Raw genomic sequence first — 16,667 nt, 5'->3', positions numbered from 1 at the left:
GACTTCCGTGCTGTTGATGGGGAACGACGTCGCGCCCCGCAAGGACTTCATCACCCCCACCACGCCCCCCCTGACCCGCCACCGGATCGACGTGTAGCGGCGGTGCGCCCGCGGCACGGCCCGGGCGGATCACCGCCCGGGCCGTTCGTGCTCATCGACTCACTTGACGGCGTTGAACCACTTCGGGTTCGGGGTGCCGATCCCGGTCACGTTGTCGTAGCCGGGGGTGACGGGCAGCGAGCTGTCCTGGCCGAAGAGCCGCACCGAGTAGAGGATGCCGTCGCTCGCGTTCTCCGAGTTCGCGTAGTCGGCCCGCACGTTGCCGGCGTCCGGGAACGTCGCCGTGACGTCCGTGAACGCGCGCTTCGCCCGGTAGATCGTCGGGTTCAGCAGCCCGACGCCGTGGCCAGCCTTCTGGAACGCGAGTGCCGTGAGTCCTGCGAACAGCGGGGAGGCGAGGCTCGTGCCGCCGATCCGGTACTCGTCGTAGTAGACGCCGTCCGAGAAGGTCTGCGTCTGCCCGACGAGGAAGCCGGTCGTCGGGTCGGCGAGCGCGGACACGTCCGGCGTCTGCCTGGCGCTCCCGCCGACGGTGCCGTCCTGGTACGCGGGCTTGTTGAACAGCGAGGAGGACCCGCCGCCGGCGCCCGAGGTGAACCCGTCGGCCGTCCACGCCTTGCCGTTCTTCGACAGCGAGTACTTCACGGTGCCCCAGCCGGTCCGGCCGAGGAGCGAGCCGTCCGCCGCGATGGCGTCCGACGTGCCACCCACGCTCGTGACGTACGGGTCGGACTCGGGGTAGTCCACCTGCTTCAGCCCGCTCGCGGCGAGGTCGTCGCCGGAGTCGCCTGAGGAGTACAGGAACGAGATGCCCTCGAGCGCGCCCTGCAGGAACACCTGCTCGTAGGCCGCGACCGAGTCGGCGGAGCCGGTCTCGCCGAGCGAGCCCCACGAGTTGGAGACGATGCTCACCTTGTCCTGGTCGACGACCTTCGCGAGGGCGGCGAGCAGGTCCGGATCGTCGCAGCTCGTGGCGCCGTAGTAGCGGATGTCCGCCGACGGCGCCATGGCGTGCACGGCCTCGACGTCGAGCGTCTCCTCGCCGTACCAGCCGCCCGCGTCGCACTCGCTCAGGTACTGGTAGGCCGACGCGGGGGGCGTGACCTGCGTCAGCTGGCCGCGCCGGTACCCGCCGTCGCCGTGCGAGGTCGCGTAGTGGGTGGCGTCCGACGCGATGTACGGCGACGCGTAGGCGTCGACGATCCCGACGGTCACCCCGGCGCCCGTGAGGCGGGTGCTCCCCTCGTAGGCGGCCCGGAGGAGCGGACCGGTGTAGCCCGACACCGCGTACGGCAGCGTCTTGCCCTGGAACTTCGGCAGGGGCGTCTTGAAGTCCGCCTGGTACTTCGCGGCGAGCGAGCCGTACCCGGTCGACATCGGCCTGGCGTTCCGGAACCCGGCGTCCGGCGGCGTCGGCGTCGCGGCCGCCGGCTTGGCGAGGTGCGGGGTGGTGTCGAGGCCCGTCACCGAGGACACGAGGTCGGCGATGGATCGGGGCAGCTTCAGCGCGGCGGTCGGCGCCTGCACCGTCCGCCCGTCGTGCCGGAAGCGGCCGATCGGGGCGGCGAACGCCTTCTGCACCGCCGCGACGTCGCCGGAGACGGCGATGTAGCGGTTGCTGGCCTCCACGCCGGTCACCGTCAGCCCTGCGTGCTCGAGGTACGCCTCCACCGACCGCACAGTCGCGGCGGTCGGCGCGAACCGAGCGCGGTACTGCGCGGGGGTGAGCACCTCGCCGTAGCTGGGGGAGCCGGGCGTCGAGACCGCGAGCGCGGCCGCCTTGAGGGCGTCGAGACCGCCCTTCGGGGCGAGGTAGACCTTCGCGGTCGCCTTCGTGCTGCCGGCGGCGTCGCCGAGGCGGGTCGCCTTCGAGAGCCACCCCGGTTTGGAATGGGGGACGGGCGTCGTGGGCTCCGCGGCCTGCGCCGACACGGCGGTCAGCGACAGGCCTGCGACGGTCGCGAGACCGAGGCCGATGGTGAGGATCCGGCGCGCGCGAGCGCGCCTGAAGGAGGGTTCGGGCATGGCACGTCCCTGAGTGAGCGAGTGGGTGGTGGCGCGACTGCGCCTGCTGCCGAACTTATGGTGCGGCCAGGTTCAGCAGGCGGAATCCCAGGTTCCCGAAACGTGGAATTCACACAACGGCGTGTCGCCGCCGGGCGCCCTCGAGTGCGATTCGAAGGGGATCCTGCACGTCGCCGCGGCGCAGGATCCCCTTCGAACCGGACCGGTTCGCGGGATCAGCGCGGCGCGGTGCCGAACGCCTCCACGCGGCTCTCCAGCGGCAGTCCGGGGGCGTCGCGCCGCACCGCGTCGTCCGGGAACGGGCGGGCCACGCCGTCACCGCCGGCGGCCAGCACCGGGGCGGGGCCGACCCACGCGAGCCGCAGCCCGGTCTCGCCGCGACCCAGGGTCTGCGCGCGGACCCCGGCGGTCGCCCGGCCCTTCGCGGGGAAGTCGATCAGGGCCGTGACCTTGCCCCTGCCCGCCTCGAGCCCCTCGATCGTGCCGTCGGTGCCGGAGACCGTCGCGACCACCGCCGTCACCGCATCGGCCACGGAGAAGGCGATGACCCGCGCGCCGCTGCCGAGCGAGATGCCCGCCATGCCGCCGGCGCCGGCGCCCTGCGGCCGCACGGCACCCGCCGGGAACCGCAGCAGCTGCGCGTCGGACGCCACGAAGACCAGGCTCGCGTCGTCGGGCGCGTGCGCCGCCCCGACGACCTCGTCGCCCGGCTTCATGGCGATGATCTCGAACGCCGGCTTGTTCGGCCACGGGCCCATGGCGACGCGCTTCACGACCCCCGTCGCGGTGCCGAGCGCGATCGGCTCGCCGTCCAGCCGCACGAGCGCGAGCACCCGCTCCTTGCCGTCGAGGCCGAGGTACGCGCTGATCGGGGTGCCGGCCGCGGGCTGCGCCGAAGCGGCGGGCACGACCGGCAGGTCCACCGGCGTGAAGCGGATCAGGCGACCGAGGGAGGTCACCGCCCCGAGCTCGCCGCGGCTGGTCCCGTCGACCTCGGACAGGATCGCGTCGTGCCTGGACCGGCGTCGCGGTCGCTCGACGACGCCGCCCTCCGGCAGATCGACCCGTACGGCACGACCGCTCGTCGAGAGCAGGACGCGGCACGGCACGTCCTGGATCTGCAGATCGGGCGCCTTCGTCGACTTCGGAGCGGCCGCGGCCGCCGCCTCCGTGAGCAGCGTGCGGCGCGGGGTACCGAACAGCTCCGCCGCCTGCCCGAGCTCGTCGGACACGACCTGACGCAGACGTGCGGGCTCGGCGAGCAGCGCGCGGAGGGCGTCGATCTCGTCCCGCAGCTGCTGCGCCTCGGTCTCCAGCTCGATGGTCGAGAACCGGGTGAGCCGGCGCAGCCGCAGCTCGAGGATGTAGTCCGCCTGCGCGGTGCTCAGGCCGAAGGCCGTCATGAGGCCCGAGCGCGCCTGCTCCGTGTCGTCGCTGCCCCGGATGATCGCGATGACGCGGTCGATGTCGAGGATCGCGATGAGCAGCCCCTCGACGAGGTGCAGCCGCTCCTCCCTGCGGGCCAGCCGGTACCGCGTGCGACGGGTCACCACGTCGATGCGGTGGTCGATGTAGACCCGCAGCAGGTCGAGCAGGCCGAGCGTCCGGGGGCCGCCGTCGACGAGCGCGACGTTGTTGATGCTGAACGACTCCTCGAGCGGCGTGTACCGGTAGAGCTGCTCGAGCACCGCCATCGGGTCGAACCCGGTCTTGATCTCGATCACGAGGCGCAGCTGGTTGTGCTGGTCGGAGAGGTCGCTGACGTTCGCGATGCCGGCGAGCTTCTTCGCCTGCACGCCGTCCTTGATCTTCTCGATGACCCGTTCCGGGCCGACCAGGTACGGCAGCTCGGTGACGACGAGGCCCGACTTCCTGGCGGTGACTGGCTCGACCTGGACCTTGGCGCGGGTCTTGAACGCGCCGCGACCGGTGGCGTAGGCGTCGCGCACCCCGGCGAGCCCGACGATGGTGCCGCCCGTCGGCAGGTCGGGCCCCGGGATGAACCGCATGAGGTCGTCGAGCGTCGCGTCGGGGTGGGCGATGAGATGCCGGACGCCCGCCACGACCTCGACGAGGTTGTGCGGCGCCATGTTCGTCGCCATGCCCACGGCGATGCCGGAGGCGCCGTTGACGAGCAGGTTGGGGAAGCTGGCGGGCAGCACGTCCGGCTGATCCAGCTGCGCATCGAAGTTCGGCACGAAGTCGACGACGTCCTCGTCGAGGTCCGCGACCATCGCCATCGCGGCGGGGGCGAGCCGCACCTCCGTGTACCGGTAGGCCGCCGGCCCGTCGTCCAGCGAGCCGAAGTTGCCGTGCCCGTCGAGCAGCGGGAGGCGCATCGCGAACGGCTGCGCCATCCGCACGAGCGCGTCGTAGATGGCGGAGTCGCCGTGCGGGTGGAGCTTGCCCATCACGTCGCCGACGACGCGGGCGCACTTGACGTGACCGCGGTCGGGGCGGAGGCCCATGTCGGCCATCTGGTACAGGATCCGGCGCTGCACGGGCTTCAGGCCGTCACGGGCGTCGGGGAGCGCCCGCGAGTAGATCACCGAGTACGCGTACTCGAGGAACGACCCCTGCATCTCGCTCGAGACGTCGACGTCCTCGATCTTCTCGCCGGCGAGATTCGGCTCGGTCGTGCTCATGCGAAACGTCCCTCCGCGCGGGTGCGTCCCGGGTTCGGCGACGCGCGAGTGCGCCGCGGACGCGAGGCCGACCGCCGCCCCCGCACGGACGGCGCGCAGCGGCCGGAATGGCACACTGCCTGATCGTGGCCCCCATCGTAGCGAGCGGCGCGACCGTGCTCCGCGACGTGCTGAGCGGATCGCTCCTCGCGGTGCAGGGTCGTGCCGACCCGTCGCGTCGCCGGGTCGTCGTGCTGGTCGTCGACGGCCTCGGGTGGGAGGCGCTGCATGCGCGGGCCGGGCACGCCAGGACGCTCATGGGCGCCGGCGCGCGGCGGATCGCCACGGGCGTCCCGACCACGACCGCCGCAGCGCTGACCACGCTCGCGACCGGCGTCGACCCCGGCACGCACGGGATCGTCGGGTACGCCGCCCTGGAACCGGGGTCGGACCGCGTCGTGAACCAGCTGCGCGGCTTCGACCGGGACGCCTCCGGGGCGAGCGGGCTGCCGGCGGGGTGGCAGCGCGCACGCACGGTCTTCGAGCGGGCCGTCGAGGACGGGATCGCGGCGCTCGCGGTCGGGCCCCGCCACTACGCGACCTCCGGGTTCACGCGGGAGGTCCTGCGCGGGGCGACGTACATCGGCGCGAAGGCGATCGAGGACCGGCTCGATGCCGCGTTCGGCGCCCTCCGCGCGGCCGGGCGCGGGATCGCGTACTGCTACGTGCCGGAGCTCGACGTCGTGGCGCATCGGGACGGCTGGGCGTCGGCGGAGTGGACGACGCTGCTCGAGCGCGTCGACGGCGCGGTGCGGGACGCCGCCCGCGACCTCCGGGGCGGGGAGCGGCTGCTCGTCACCGCGGACCACGGGATGGTCGACGTGCCCCGTTCCGCGCACGTGCTGCTCGACGAGCGGGGGCTGCTCGGCGACGTGCGGCTGCTCGCGGGCGAACCCCGCCTGCTCCACGTCCACCTCGCCCCGCAGGCCGTCGGGGGTGCCGACCGCTGGCGGGAGGCCCTCGGCACGTCCGCCGACGTGCTCACCCGGGAGGAGGCCGTCGCGGCGGGGTGGTTCGGCGCGGAGGTCGCGGCCGCCGTGGCGCCGCGGATCGGCGATCTGCTCGTCGCGTCCCGGGGCCGGGCGGCGTTCTACCCGACCGAGGACGTGCCGTCGCGGGGCATGGTCGGGCAGCACGGCGCATGGACCGCCGCGGAGCGGTTCGTGCCGCTCGTGCGCTTCGACGGCTGACGCCTCGCGCGCCGGCTCCGAGCTCAGGGCTCGTCGCGCCCGAAGACGATCTCGTCCCAGCTCGGCATCGACGTGCGACCGCGCCGGGGACGGGTCACGGGCACGGGGGTGTCCGCCGTCACGTCCTGGTCGTCCGCGACGTCCTCGTGCGCCGCCACGGGCTCGAGCTGCGTGAAGCCGCCGCGTCCGCGATCGCGCCGTCGCCGACCCGGCTCGGCCTGACGCTCCTGGATGGAGCGCGGCGCGGGGGCCTGGGGTCGTCCGGATGCCGGCGCACCGGGCAGCGGACGGGTCGGCTGGGGCGTCGGCACGCGCGTGAACGCGGGCGGCACCGGCGTCGTCGGCTCCGGGTCGGGAGCGCGCACGGGCAGGCGGTGGATGGGCGCCGGCTCCCGCCGGGTGGGCTGCGCGGTCGGTGCGGGTCGCCGGTCGGCGCTCGGTCGCGGCGCGAACACCTCACCGCGCTCCACGACGTCCATCGCCCGGGTGACGGGCAGCGCCGCGGTGTCGGTGGTGACCTCGGGCGCGGGCCGGCGCCCGTCGCGTCCGGACTGGTCGCGGCCGGACTGGTCGCCTCCGGACCGTTCGGTGCCGGATCCGGCGCGCTGCGGCGCGGTCGGCGCGGCCTGCGCGGTCGCGCCGGTGGCGGTGTGCTGCCCGCGGTCGCCCTTCGCCGCCGGCTCCTGCTCCATCGGCGGGAAGCGGAACACGGCGCTGTCGAAGCGCGTGCGGTCCTGCTCCGCCGCGGGCTCCGGGGCGACGCGGGCGCCGTGCGGCGGCCGCGCGACCTGGGGCGGCATGGGGATCGGGGAGGTCTCCGTGGCGGCGGGCGCCACGATCGTGACGGGAGCGGTCGGCTCGATCGCGCGCAGCCGAGGCGTCAGCGCCGCGGGCACGCCCTGCTGGGACAGGGTCGAGGCCTCCACGTTGTCCGGGTCGAGGCGCATGTGCTTGGCGTCGAACCGCCAGCGCGCCGAGTGGGCGACGTCGTCGGCGACGAACGAGACCGCGAGGATCCAGCCCGACGGCTCCTTGGCGCTGGACCAGTGCACGTCCTTCGCCGCGAGCGCGTCCAGCCGCTCACCCATGACGGCGGCGAACGTGCGGGCGCGGGCGCCCTCGGTCTCCGGAGGGAGCCGGACGGCGAGCGCGGATTCCACGATGTAGGCGCGCTCCGCGAGGACGGGGCCGACGAACCGCTCGATGAACGCGACCGGCACCCCGGTCATGGCGGCCACCTGCTCGGCGGTCAGGCCCGACCGGATGTGGGCCTGGATCTCGCGCGGGGACAGGCGCTTCTCGTCGCCCTGCGACACGGGTGCGGTGAGGCGGGCCCTGAGGGCCGCGTCGACGGGCAGCCGGAAGCGCTCACCGGCCGGCGAGGCGACGATGATCGCCCCGTCCTCGACCGACAGCACGCTGAGCGTCTGCATCGCGGAACCCACTTCTGCCTCGGATGTCCCCGGGTGTCGACCCGGGTGCGGACGAGGATGGCACGGCATGGGGCGCCCGCCTCGGAAATACCGCGCGCGTCCCCGATGTTGATGGGCCTGCGACCCCCGGGTGGGCGGCCGCGGCGAGGCGTTTGCATCCGCATGCCGCCTCGTGCATACTGTCGCCGCTTTCCGCCCGAGACCCCCGGCGAGGAGCAAGCGCGACGCTTCAGAGAGGCACGGATTTTCGAATGGCGACCGACTACGACGCCCCCCGCAAGACGGATGACGACTCCGACTCGATCGAAGCGCTGAAGGAGCGTGTTCCGGACAAGATGTCCGGCGTCGTGGACGTCGAGGACGCGGACAACCCCGGCGGCTTCGAGCTGCCAGGTGCCGACCTCTCGGACCTCGACCTCGACGTGGTCGTCCTGCCGCCGCAGGCCGACGAGTTCACCTGCGTCAGCTGCTTCCTGGTGAAGCACCGCTCGCAGCTCGACCACGAGACCAAGCTCGGGCCGATCTGCCGGGAGTGCGAGGCCTGATCCCGGCCTCCTCGTGACGTCAGGGTCCGCCGGCTTCGGCCGGCGGGCCCTTCGTCGTCCTCAGGCGGCGGTCGCGCGCTCGGCGGCGAGCGCCGCGCGCAGCTCCTCGGGCCGGCGCGTGGACACCAGCCCGTAGGGCACCGGATCGTCGGGATCCGTCACCTCGATGCGGACCACCGGGTCGACCCAGCCGCGGAACAGCGTGAACGCCCGCGCGTCCAGGCCCGGGCCGCGCGCCTGCACGGCGTCCTCGCGGCGGAAGTCCGCCGTCGCGCCCGTCAGCGCGACGGGGATCCTGGCCCGCCCGGCGACCAGCACCCCGTCGGTCACCGCGACGACCGGTGCGGTGACGACGAGCAGCACCTCGACGAGGGCCGTGAGGAGCACCGAGCCCACGGCGCCGATCGCCGGCGAGATCGGCAGGAAGATGATGTACACCGCGGGCAGCAGCAGCAGCGCGGCGACCATCGGTCCCACGCCGGGGATGAGCCGTTCTCGGAATCGCTGCACGAGGCCATTCCACCACTCGCCGGAGCGGCCGGCGGTAGCGTGTGGGCCCGTGATCGAGGTGCTCGTCGACGGGCCCGTGCCCGAGCGGGCCGTCCCGGGCGACGCCGCCGCGGACCTCCGGGCCGCGGAGGCGGTCTCGCTGGCGCCGCAGGCGAGGGCGACGATCGGTACCGGTGTCCGGATCGCGCTGCCCGCAGGGACCGCCGCGCTCGTCCTGCCGCGGAGCGGTCTCGCCGCGAAGCACGGCATCACCATCGTGAACGCGCCCGGGCTCATCGATGCGGGCTATCGCGGCGAGATCCGGGTGACCCTCCTCAACACCGACCCGACGGCCTCGTACGATGTCGCGGTCGGCGACCGGATCGCCCAGCTGCTCGTGCTGTCGTTGCCGGAGGTGACCTTCGTGCCGGTCGCCCGCCTCCCGGGGAGCCACCGAGCGGAGCGGGGATTCGGTTCGACGGGCACCGGCGGGGCGGCCGAGGGGCAGGCCCCGTCGGACGAGGACATGACGCGGTCGGCGGGGCGCCGATCGCAGGGAAGGGGATCGACGTGACCGACGAGGACATCGAGCCCGAGGCGAGGCCGAAGTCGGCACCGGTCGACCGGGCGACGGCGGGCCCCCTCGACGTCCAGGAGGCGAACGCCGTCCGGCCCTACGTCGACCTGGGCGGGGTGAAGATCCCGCCGCGCGAGGGGCTGGGGCTCCGGCTGGAGGTGGAGGAGGGCACGGGCCGCGTCGTCGCGGTCGGGCTCGACTTCGCGAACTCGAGCCTCCAGGTGCAGCCGTTCGCCGCGCCGCGCTCGAGCGGCCTCTGGCACGAGATCCGCGAGCAGATCGAGCAGCAGATCCTCGCGCAGGGCGGCACGACCCGGGTCGTCGACGGCGCGTTCGGTCCCGAGCTGCTCGCGCAGATCCCCGCGCAGTCGGCGCCTGGCCAGCCGCCGGTGAACCGCATCGCGCGCTTCATCGGTGTCGACGGCCCGCGCTGGTTCCTCCGGGGGGTCATCTCCGGCGACGGCGCCCTGGACCCGCAGGTCGGCGCGGCGATGGAGGAGCTGTTCCGCAGCGTCGTGGTCGTGCGCGGCACGGCGCCGATGCCGCCGCGGGACCTCATCCCGCTGCACATGCCGCAGGGGGCCGAGCAGGACGCGGGGGCGCCTCAGCGGCCACGGCTCGGCGCGTGACCGACGGCCAGGAGGAGCCGCGGCCCGGCCTCGCTCGGGCGGGGGACCAGCGGCCGCTGACGCCGCACGGGGTCCTGGACGCGATCGGGGGACCGCTCGGCGTGGCGGAGGCCGTGCTGCCGCCGCTCGTCTTCGTCGTGCTCTACCAGATCGCCGCGATCCGCAGCGTGCCGCACCAGGTCGACCGGGCGGCGCTGCTCCCGATCGTCGCGGCGCCGCTGGTGCTCTCCGCCCTGCTCCTGCTGTACCGGCTCGTCCGACGGCAGCGGATCGGATCGGCCGTCAGCGGAGCGGTGCTCGTCGGGGTCTCGGCGGTGCTCGTCCTCGTCACCGGTGACGCCAACGAGAACTACGTGCCCGGGTTCTTCATCAACGCGGGCTACGGTCTCGCGTTCCTCGTGTCGGCACTCGTGCGCCGGCCCCTCGTCGGCGTCGTCACCGGTCTCCTGACCTCCGACACCGGCTGGGGGAGCGACCCCCGCCGTCGCCGCTTCGCGATCTGGCTGACGCTGCTCTGGGCGCTGCTGTTCGGCGTGCGGCTCGCCGTCGAGCTGCCGATCTACTTCGCCGCCCAGGCCAGCGGGCGCGCGGCCGACACCGTCGCGCTCGGGATCGCGCGCATCGTCCTCGGCCTGCCCCTGTACTCCGTCGTGCTCGTGATCACCGTGCTCGCGGTGCAGGCGATCAGAAGGTCTCCCCGCCCCTGAACGTCCTGAGCGTCCCACCGCCGCGCGGTACTGTGCTTCGGGGCGTCGCGGCCGATCGTCGCGGCCCCGACGGCGTGAGGAGCGAGATGGCAGCGGTGAACAGTTTCGGAGCACGGACGGATCTGACGGTCGGGGAGCGGACGTTCCAGATCTTCGCGATCGACCGGGTCGACGGGTACGACAAGCTGCCCTTCAGCCTCAAGGTCCTGCTCGAGAACCTCCTCCGCACCGAGGACGGCGCGAACGTCACCGCCGACCAGATCCGCGCGCTCGGCTCGTGGGTCCCGCAGGCGGAGCCGGACACCGAGATCCAGTTCACCCCGGCCCGCGTCGTCATGCAGGACTTCACCGGCGTGCCCTGCATCGTCGACCTCGCGACGATGCGCGAGGCCGTCGCCGACCTCGGCGGCGACCCGGAGCGGGTCAACCCCCTCGCCCCCGCCGAGCTCGTGATCGACCACTCCGTCATCGCCGACCTGTTCGGCACGGAGAACGCGTTCGAGCGCAACGTCGAGATCGAGTACGAGCGCAACGGCGAGCGCTACCAGTTCCTCCGCTGGGGCCAGACCGCGTTCGACGATTTCAAGGTCGTGCCGCCCGGCACGGGCATCGTGCACCAGGTCAACATCGAGCACCTCGCGCGGGTCACGTACACCCGTGTCGTCGACGGGGTGGAGCAGGCGTACCCCGACACGCTCGTCGGCACCGACTCGCACACCACGATGGTGAACGGCCTCGGCGTGCTCGGCTGGGGCGTCGGCGGCATCGAGGCCGAGGCGGCGATGCTCGGCCAGCCGGTGTCGATGCTCATCCCGAAGGTCGTCGGCTTCAAGCTCACCGGCGCGATCCCGACCGGCGTGACCGCGACCGACGTGGTCCTCACGATCACGCAGATGCTCCGCAAGCACGGCGTGGTCGGCAAGTTCGTCGAGTTCTACGGCGCGGGCGTCGGCGAGGTGCCGCTCGCGAACCGCGCGACGATCGGCAACATGAGCCCCGAGTTCGGCTCGACGGCCGCGATGTTCCCGATCGACGACGTGACGCTCGACTACCTCCGGCTCACCGGCCGCTCGGCGGAACAGGTGGCGCTCGTCGAGGCGTACGCGAAGCGCCAGTCGCTCTGGCACGACCCGGACCGCGAGCCCTCGTACTCCGAGTACATGGAGCTCGACCTCTCGACCGTCGTCCCGTCGATCGCGGGCCCGCGCCGGCCGCAGGACCGCATCGAGCTCTCGAAGGCGAAGGCGCAGTTCGAGACCGACCTCGAGGACTACGCGGACGCCGACGACCTGTCCCTCGTCGACGTGGCGGTGGAGGGCACGTTCCCCGCGTCCGACCCGATCGGGTTCACCGCGCAGGACGAGGACTCCGCGCACGTGCACCGGCACGCGAGCGAGCACGTCGCCCACGCGCCGTCCGTGTCCAAGCCGACGCCGGTGCGCACCGCGGCCGGCGAGTTCACGATCGACCACGGCGCGGTCGCGATCGCCGCGATCACCTCCTGCACCAACACCTCCAACCCGTCGGTGATGCTCGCCGCGGGTCTGCTCGCGAAGAAGGCCAGCGAGAAGGGCCTGAAGGCGAAGCCGTGGGTGAAGACCACGCTCGCGCCGGGGTCGAAGGTCGTGACCGACTACTACGAGAAGGCGGGCCTGATGGGGCCGCTCGAGGATCTCGGCTTCTACCTCGTCGGCTACGGCTGCACGACCTGCATCGGCAACTCCGGGCCGCTCGAGGAGGAGATCTCCGAGGCAGTGCAGCAGAACGACCTCGCGGTGACCGCGGTGCTCTCCGGCAACCGCAACTTCGAGGGCCGCATCAACCCCGACGTGAAGATGAACTACCTCGCGTCGCCGCCCCTCGTGATCGCGTACGCGCTCGCCGGCTCGATGAACTTCGACTTCGAGAAGGAGGCGCTCGGGAAGGACAAGGACGGGCAGGACGTGTTCCTGCAGGACATCTGGCCCGACGCGGCCGAGGTGCAGGCGACGATCGACTCCTCGATCTCGACCGACATGTTCGAGCACGAGTACGCGAGCGTGTTCGACGGCGACGAGCGCTGGCGCACGCTGCCCACCCCGACCGGCGCCACGTTCGAGTGGAACGAGGCGTCCACCTACGTGCGGAAGCCCCCGTACTTCGACGGCATGCGGCTCGAGACGACCCCCGTCGTCGACGTGACCGGCGCGCGCGTGCTCGCGAAGCTCGGCGACTCCGTCACGACCGACCACATCAGCCCCGCGGGGTCGATCAAGGCGGACAGCCCCGCCGGCCGGTACCTCACCGAGCACGGCGTGGACCGGAAGGACTTCAACTCCTACGGCTCGCGCCGCGGCAACCACGAGGTGATGATCCGCGGCACGTTCGCGAACATCCGGCTGCGGAACCGGCTCCTCGACGGCGTCGAGGGCGGCTACACCCGCGACTTCACCGAGGCCGACGGCCCGCAGGCGTTCATCTACGACGCGAGCGAGAAGTACCAGGCAGCCGGCACCCCGCTCGTGATCCTCGCCGGGAAGGAGTACGGGTCGGGCTCGCGCCGCGACTGGGCGGCGAAGGGCACGAACCTGCTCGGGGTGAAGGTCGTCATCGCGGAGAGCTTCGAGCGCATCCACCGCTCCAACCTCATCGGGATGGGCGTGCTCCCGCTGCAGTTCCCGGCCGGCGAGACCGCCGACTCGCTCGGGCTGGACGGCACCGAGTCGTTCGACGTGACCGGCATCACCGCGCTCAACGACGGGACGACGCCGAGGACGGTGCACGTGGTCGCGACCCCGACCGCGCACTCGGCCGATTCGAAGGAGCCGGTCGAGTTCGACGCGGTGGTCCGCATCGACACGCCGGGCGAGGCGGAGTACTACCGCAACGGCGGGATCCTCCAGTACGTCCTGCGGACGCTCGTCGCCTGCCGCCCGCCGCGAGGAGGTCCGTAGTCCGTCAGGGGCTCCGGACCTCCCCGTTTCTTTCCTTAAGGTGAACGGATGACCCTGCTCGAGACGATCCGGACCCCGAAGGACCTCCGGCGGCTGTCGCCGGGACAGCTCGACGTGCTCGCGCAGGAGATCCGTGCCTTCCTGATCGAGCACGTCTCGCGGACCGGCGGTCATCTCGGTCCGAACCTCGGGGTCGTCGAGCTGACCATCGCCCTGCACCGGGTCTTCGACTCGCCGAAGGACGCGATCGTCTGGGACACGGGTCACCAGACCTACGTGCACAAGCTGCTGACCGGGCGTCAGGACTTCTCCCGCCTGCGCAAGTCGGGCGGTCTCGCCGGGTACCCGAGCCGCGCCGAGAGCGTCCACGACATCGTCGAGAGCTCGCACGCCTCCAGCTCCCTGTCCTGGGCGGACGGCATCTCCCGGGCGTTCCAGGTCTCGGGGGAGACGGACCGCCACGTCGTCGCGGTCGTGGGCGACGGCGCGCTGACCGGCGGGATGACCTGGGAGGCGCTGAACAACATCAGCGACGACAACAACCGCCGCCTGGTCATCGTCGTGAACGACAACGGGCGGTCCTACGCCCCGACGATCGGTGGCCTGGCGCGGTACCTCAACGAGGTGCGGACGCGCAGGACCTATCGGGACATGCAGCGCGGCTCGCAGCGGCTCTTCGACCGCTTCGGCGCGCCCGGGCGCGCCTTCTACCGCGGCACCCGGGGGGCGATGCACGGCTTCCTCGCGCGGTTCGTCAACAACGAGCGGATGTACTCCAACCTCGACATCAAGTACCTCGGTCCGGTCGACGGGCATGACGAGGCCGCCGTCGAGAACGCGCTGCGGCAGGCGAAGCACTACGAGCTGCCCGTGCTGGTCCACGTCATCACGCAGAAGGGCCGCGGCTACGCGCCGGCCCGCGCGGACGAGGCCGACCGGTTCCACGCCGTCGGCGTGATCGATCCGGAGACGGGCGCACCGCTCGCGCCGGCGATGCCGGCCAGGGACTGGGCCGACGCGTTCGGTGCCGACCTCGTGACGCTGGCGGAGCGGGACCCGCGCATCATCGGCGTCACCGCCGCGATGCTCCGGCCCGTCGGGCTCGGCCCGCTCGCGGAACGGTTCCCGAAGCGGGTGATCGACGTCGGGATCGCCGAGCAGCACGCCGTGACCTCCGCGGCCGGCCTGGCGTTCGGCGGCCTGCACCCCGTCTTCGCGGTGTACGCGACCTTCCTCGGCCGCGCGCTGGACCAGGTGCTGATGGACGTGGCCCTGCACCGGGCCGGGGTCACGTTCGTGCTCCACCGGGCCGGTATCACGGGGCCGGACGGCCCGAGCCACCACGGGATGTGGGATCTCGCGATGCTGCAGATCGTGCCCGGCATGCGGATCGCGTCCCCGCGCGACGGAGCGACACTCGCGGAGGAGCTCGCCGAAGCCGTCGCCGTCGAGGACGCACCGACCGTGCTGCGCCTGCCCAAGGGGACGGTGCCCGCCGACATCCCCGCGCTCGAGCGACTCGACGACGGGGTGGACGTGCTCACCCGTGGTAGCGGTGCCGACGTGCTCGTCGTCGCGATCGGGGTGATGGCCGCGCAGGGGCTCGAGGTCGCGCGCCTGCTCGCCGAGGAGGGGATCGACGTCACCGTGGTGGACCCGCGGTGGGCGGTCCCGATCGCGCCGAGCCTCATCGACCTCGCGGCCAAGCACCGGCTCGTCGTGACGATCGAGGACGGCGTCCGCGTCGGAGGGGTGGGCACGCGTCTCCGGCAGGACATGCGGGCGGCCGGGGTGGACACGGCCCTGAACGAGGTCGGCCTGCCCGACGCGTTCCTCCCGCACGCCGAGCGCGGCGAGATCCTCGCCGAGAGCGGCCTCACGGCCGACCGCATCGCCGCCGACATCGTCGGTCAGCTCGCCGGGACGAAGCAGCCGGTCGCGAAGCCGGCCCGCACCCGCACCTCCCGCTGACCAGAGCGAGCCTCGAGACCACCCCGCGTCAGTCGGCCTCGATCCCGAGCTCCTCCCGGTAGGAGGTCGGCAGCTGCGGCCACTTGGTGTCCCTGACCCAGTCGGCGAGCTGCGGATTCGGCGCATCTTCGAGGAACGGTTCGAACGGCCACCCGTGCGCGTCGTGATCGCATCCGGGGTCGAACGGATCGCATTCGTCCCAGGAGGATCGATCGGCGCGCTCGAGGAACTCCTCGCGCGAGAACACGCGACTCACGACGGTGCCGTCCCGGTCCTCGAGCCAGACCTGCGGCGCCTCCTCGGCTCGGATCACGATCACGGGGTTCTGGTTGTCGTGCAGCGTGGCCGAGATGCCGAATCCGGTCTCGCCCTCCGTGTTCCGGCCCACCATCGAGCAGAACACGATCCGCGCGAGGTAGGGGCCGTCGGCGGCGCGGTCCGAGTGGAGCCCGCGGCACGCGTGACCGATCGACTTCGCGCCCATCCAATGCCCGTAGAGGTAGACCCGCTCACCGCGGCTCTCGATCACGATGTTGCTCCTGTCGCCCATGCTGCGACTCCTCTCGTCGCGGACAGCATGGGGGAGCGCCGACAGCCATGAGGGAGCGCTCCGCGGTTCCGGGTTGTGGAGGGACGGAACACGGGCCGTGCGGGAAGGTCGGGGTCGCGAGCGCGCCCGATCCTCCATACGGTGCGCGCATGCCCTGGACCTCCATGCTCCGCTGCTCCGACGGCTCGTACTCCGTCGGCAGCACCTGGGACCTTGAACACCGCGTCGAGCAGCACCAGCTCGGCCGCGGTGCGGAGTACACGAAGCGGCGACGGCCGGTCACGCTCGTGTACGCCGCGGAGTTCGAGCGGATCGAGGAGGCCTTCCAGTGGGAGAAGCGGCTGCAGGGATGGGGCCGGGCGAAGCGGGAGGCACTGATTCGAGTTCGCCGCTCTTCCGGGGCTGAGCAGGAGACGGGGCGGGAAGCCGCGGCCGGAGGTGGGCTCCGAGGGGTGAGGGGTGGTCTCGAGGCTCGCTGCGCTCGCACCTCGACCACCGGGAAGGGCCGGGCGAGGTGGGAGGGGGCCGGCTCGCGGCCCCCTCCCCGACCTCAGCGGTTGGCCGGGCCGGCGATGCGCGGGGTGTGGAACGTGCCGCCGAAGACGCGTTCCGACGCGCCGACACGGTCCAGGTACGGCGTGATGCCCCCCGCGTGGAAGGGGTAGCCGGCGCCGAGGATCAGGCACAGGTCGATGTCCGCAGGTGAAGCCACCACGCCGTCCTCGAGCATCCGGTGGATCTCGTCCGCCAGCCCGTCCTCCACCCGGAGGCGGAACGCCTCCGCCGTCATCGGGGCCGCGTCCTTCGGCAGCGAGCGCTTCACGAGCGCGAGCGCCCGCTTGTCGAAGCCCTTCACTTCGCCCTTGTCGTCCTT

The 16,667-nt window shown here is 72.7% G+C and carries 13 protein-coding genes and 1 pseudogene; 8 read left to right on the top strand and 6 right to left on the bottom strand.

Features of this window, described 5'->3' with window-relative positions; all coding sequences use genetic code 11:
* Positions 1–159: 159 nt before the first annotated feature.
* Positions 160–2,085 (bottom strand): S53 family peptidase, encoded by a 1,926-nt coding sequence (locus ACTHLI_RS15470; protein ID WP_440185567.1) that lies wholly within the window; start codon positions 2,083–2,085, stop codon positions 160–162.
* A gap of 215 nt (positions 2,086–2,300) precedes the next feature.
* Positions 2,301–4,730: a DNA gyrase/topoisomerase IV subunit A gene (locus ACTHLI_RS15465; RefSeq protein WP_440185565.1), complete on the bottom strand. Its 2,430-nt coding sequence runs from the start codon at positions 4,728–4,730 to the stop codon at positions 2,301–2,303.
* Positions 4,731–4,855: 125 nt separating this feature from the next.
* Between ACTHLI_RS15465 and ACTHLI_RS15460 the strand changes: the two genes are divergently transcribed.
* The gene (locus ACTHLI_RS15460) at positions 4,856–5,959 is read left to right on the top strand and encodes an alkaline phosphatase family protein (protein ID WP_440185563.1); all 1,104 of its coding nucleotides are present in this window, start codon (positions 4,856–4,858) and stop codon (positions 5,957–5,959) included.
* 23 nt (positions 5,960–5,982) lie between these two features.
* On the opposite strand, the gene sepH is transcribed toward ACTHLI_RS15460, so the two are convergent.
* Positions 5,983–7,392 (bottom strand): septation protein SepH, encoded by a 1,410-nt coding sequence (gene sepH / locus ACTHLI_RS15455; protein ID WP_440185561.1) that lies wholly within the window; start codon positions 7,390–7,392, stop codon positions 5,983–5,985.
* A 251-nt stretch (positions 7,393–7,643) separates the two neighbouring features.
* Between sepH and ACTHLI_RS15450 the strand changes: the two genes are divergently transcribed.
* Complete coding sequence (locus ACTHLI_RS15450; protein WP_119482387.1) at positions 7,644–7,937, top strand: DUF4193 domain-containing protein; 294 nt, start codon at positions 7,644–7,646, stop codon at positions 7,935–7,937.
* A gap of 60 nt (positions 7,938–7,997) precedes the next feature.
* On the opposite strand, the gene ACTHLI_RS15445 is transcribed toward ACTHLI_RS15450, so the two are convergent.
* Positions 7,998–8,447 carry a DUF3093 domain-containing protein gene (locus tag ACTHLI_RS15445; protein ID WP_440185558.1) on the bottom strand — a complete coding sequence of 150 codons (450 nt, stop codon included), beginning with the start codon at positions 8,445–8,447 and terminating at the stop codon, positions 7,998–8,000.
* A 52-nt stretch (positions 8,448–8,499) separates the two neighbouring features.
* On the opposite strand from ACTHLI_RS15445, the gene dut reads away from it, so the two are divergent.
* The 5 genes from dut to dxs all read left to right on the top strand — a co-directional run bounded on the left by dut (position 8,500) and on the right by dxs (position 15,243).
* Positions 8,500–9,000, top strand: a complete 501-nt coding sequence (gene dut, locus ACTHLI_RS15440) for a dUTP diphosphatase (protein ID WP_440185569.1) — start codon at positions 8,500–8,502, stop codon at positions 8,998–9,000.
* Positions 8,997–9,632, top strand: coding sequence for a DUF3710 domain-containing protein (locus tag ACTHLI_RS15435; protein WP_440185556.1), 636 nt, complete (start codon positions 8,997–8,999; stop codon positions 9,630–9,632). The genes dut and ACTHLI_RS15435 overlap by 4 nt, the downstream gene beginning before the upstream one ends.
* A complete protein-coding gene (locus tag ACTHLI_RS15430; protein WP_440185554.1) occupies positions 9,629–10,339 on the top strand; it encodes a DUF3159 domain-containing protein in 711 nt (236 codons plus the stop codon). Before ACTHLI_RS15435 ends, ACTHLI_RS15430 begins: the two co-directional genes overlap by 4 nt.
* Positions 10,340–10,425: 86 nt before the next feature.
* A complete protein-coding gene (gene acnA / locus ACTHLI_RS15425) occupies positions 10,426–13,272 on the top strand; it encodes an aconitate hydratase AcnA (RefSeq protein WP_440185552.1) in 2,847 nt (948 codons plus the stop codon).
* A 48-nt stretch (positions 13,273–13,320) separates the two neighbouring features.
* Positions 13,321–15,243 (top strand): 1-deoxy-D-xylulose-5-phosphate synthase, encoded by a 1,923-nt coding sequence (gene dxs / locus ACTHLI_RS15420; protein WP_440185550.1) that lies wholly within the window; start codon positions 13,321–13,323, stop codon positions 15,241–15,243.
* Positions 15,244–15,271: 28 nt separating this feature from the next.
* On the opposite strand, the gene ACTHLI_RS15415 is transcribed toward dxs, so the two are convergent.
* A complete protein-coding gene (locus ACTHLI_RS15415; RefSeq protein WP_440185548.1) occupies positions 15,272–15,793 on the bottom strand; it encodes a hypothetical protein in 522 nt (173 codons plus the stop codon).
* Positions 15,794–15,840: 47 nt separating this feature from the next.
* Between ACTHLI_RS15415 and ACTHLI_RS15410 the strand changes: the two genes are divergently transcribed.
* Complete coding sequence (locus ACTHLI_RS15410) at positions 15,841–16,458, top strand: GIY-YIG nuclease family protein (protein WP_440185546.1); 618 nt, start codon at positions 15,841–15,843, stop codon at positions 16,456–16,458.
* Here the strand turns inward: ACTHLI_RS15410 and ACTHLI_RS15405 are convergent.
* A pseudogene (locus ACTHLI_RS15405) lies at positions 16,344–16,667 on the bottom strand (3-hydroxyacyl-CoA dehydrogenase NAD-binding domain-containing protein); the annotation flags it as partial. The gene ACTHLI_RS15410 and the pseudogene ACTHLI_RS15405 overlap by 115 nt on opposite strands.

The organism is Amnibacterium sp. (assembly GCF_051956055.1).
Taxonomy (GTDB): domain Bacteria; phylum Actinomycetota; class Actinomycetes; order Actinomycetales; family Microbacteriaceae; genus Amnibacterium.
This window is presented reverse-complemented; position numbering and strand designations above follow the sequence as displayed.

Coding starts and splice junctions, on each gene's coding strand:
- ACTHLI_RS15470 (WP_440185567.1), bottom strand. CDS start 2,085: ATGCCCGAACCCTCCTTCAGGCGCGCTCGCGCGCGCCGGATCCTCACC.
- ACTHLI_RS15410 (WP_440185546.1), top strand. CDS start 15,841: ATGAGGGAGCGCTCCGCGGTTCCGGGTTGTGGAGGGACGGAACACGGG.
- ACTHLI_RS15415 (WP_440185548.1), bottom strand. CDS start 15,793: ATGGGCGACAGGAGCAACATCGTGATCGAGAGCCGCGGTGAGCGGGTC.
- ACTHLI_RS15450 (WP_119482387.1), top strand. CDS start 7,644: ATGGCGACCGACTACGACGCCCCCCGCAAGACGGATGACGACTCCGAC.
- sepH (WP_440185561.1), bottom strand. CDS start 7,392: ATGCAGACGCTCAGCGTGCTGTCGGTCGAGGACGGGGCGATCATCGTC.
- ACTHLI_RS15465 (WP_440185565.1), bottom strand. CDS start 4,730: ATGAGCACGACCGAGCCGAATCTCGCCGGCGAGAAGATCGAGGACGTC.
- dxs (WP_440185550.1), top strand. CDS start 13,321: ATGACCCTGCTCGAGACGATCCGGACCCCGAAGGACCTCCGGCGGCTG.
- acnA (WP_440185552.1), top strand. CDS start 10,426: ATGGCAGCGGTGAACAGTTTCGGAGCACGGACGGATCTGACGGTCGGG.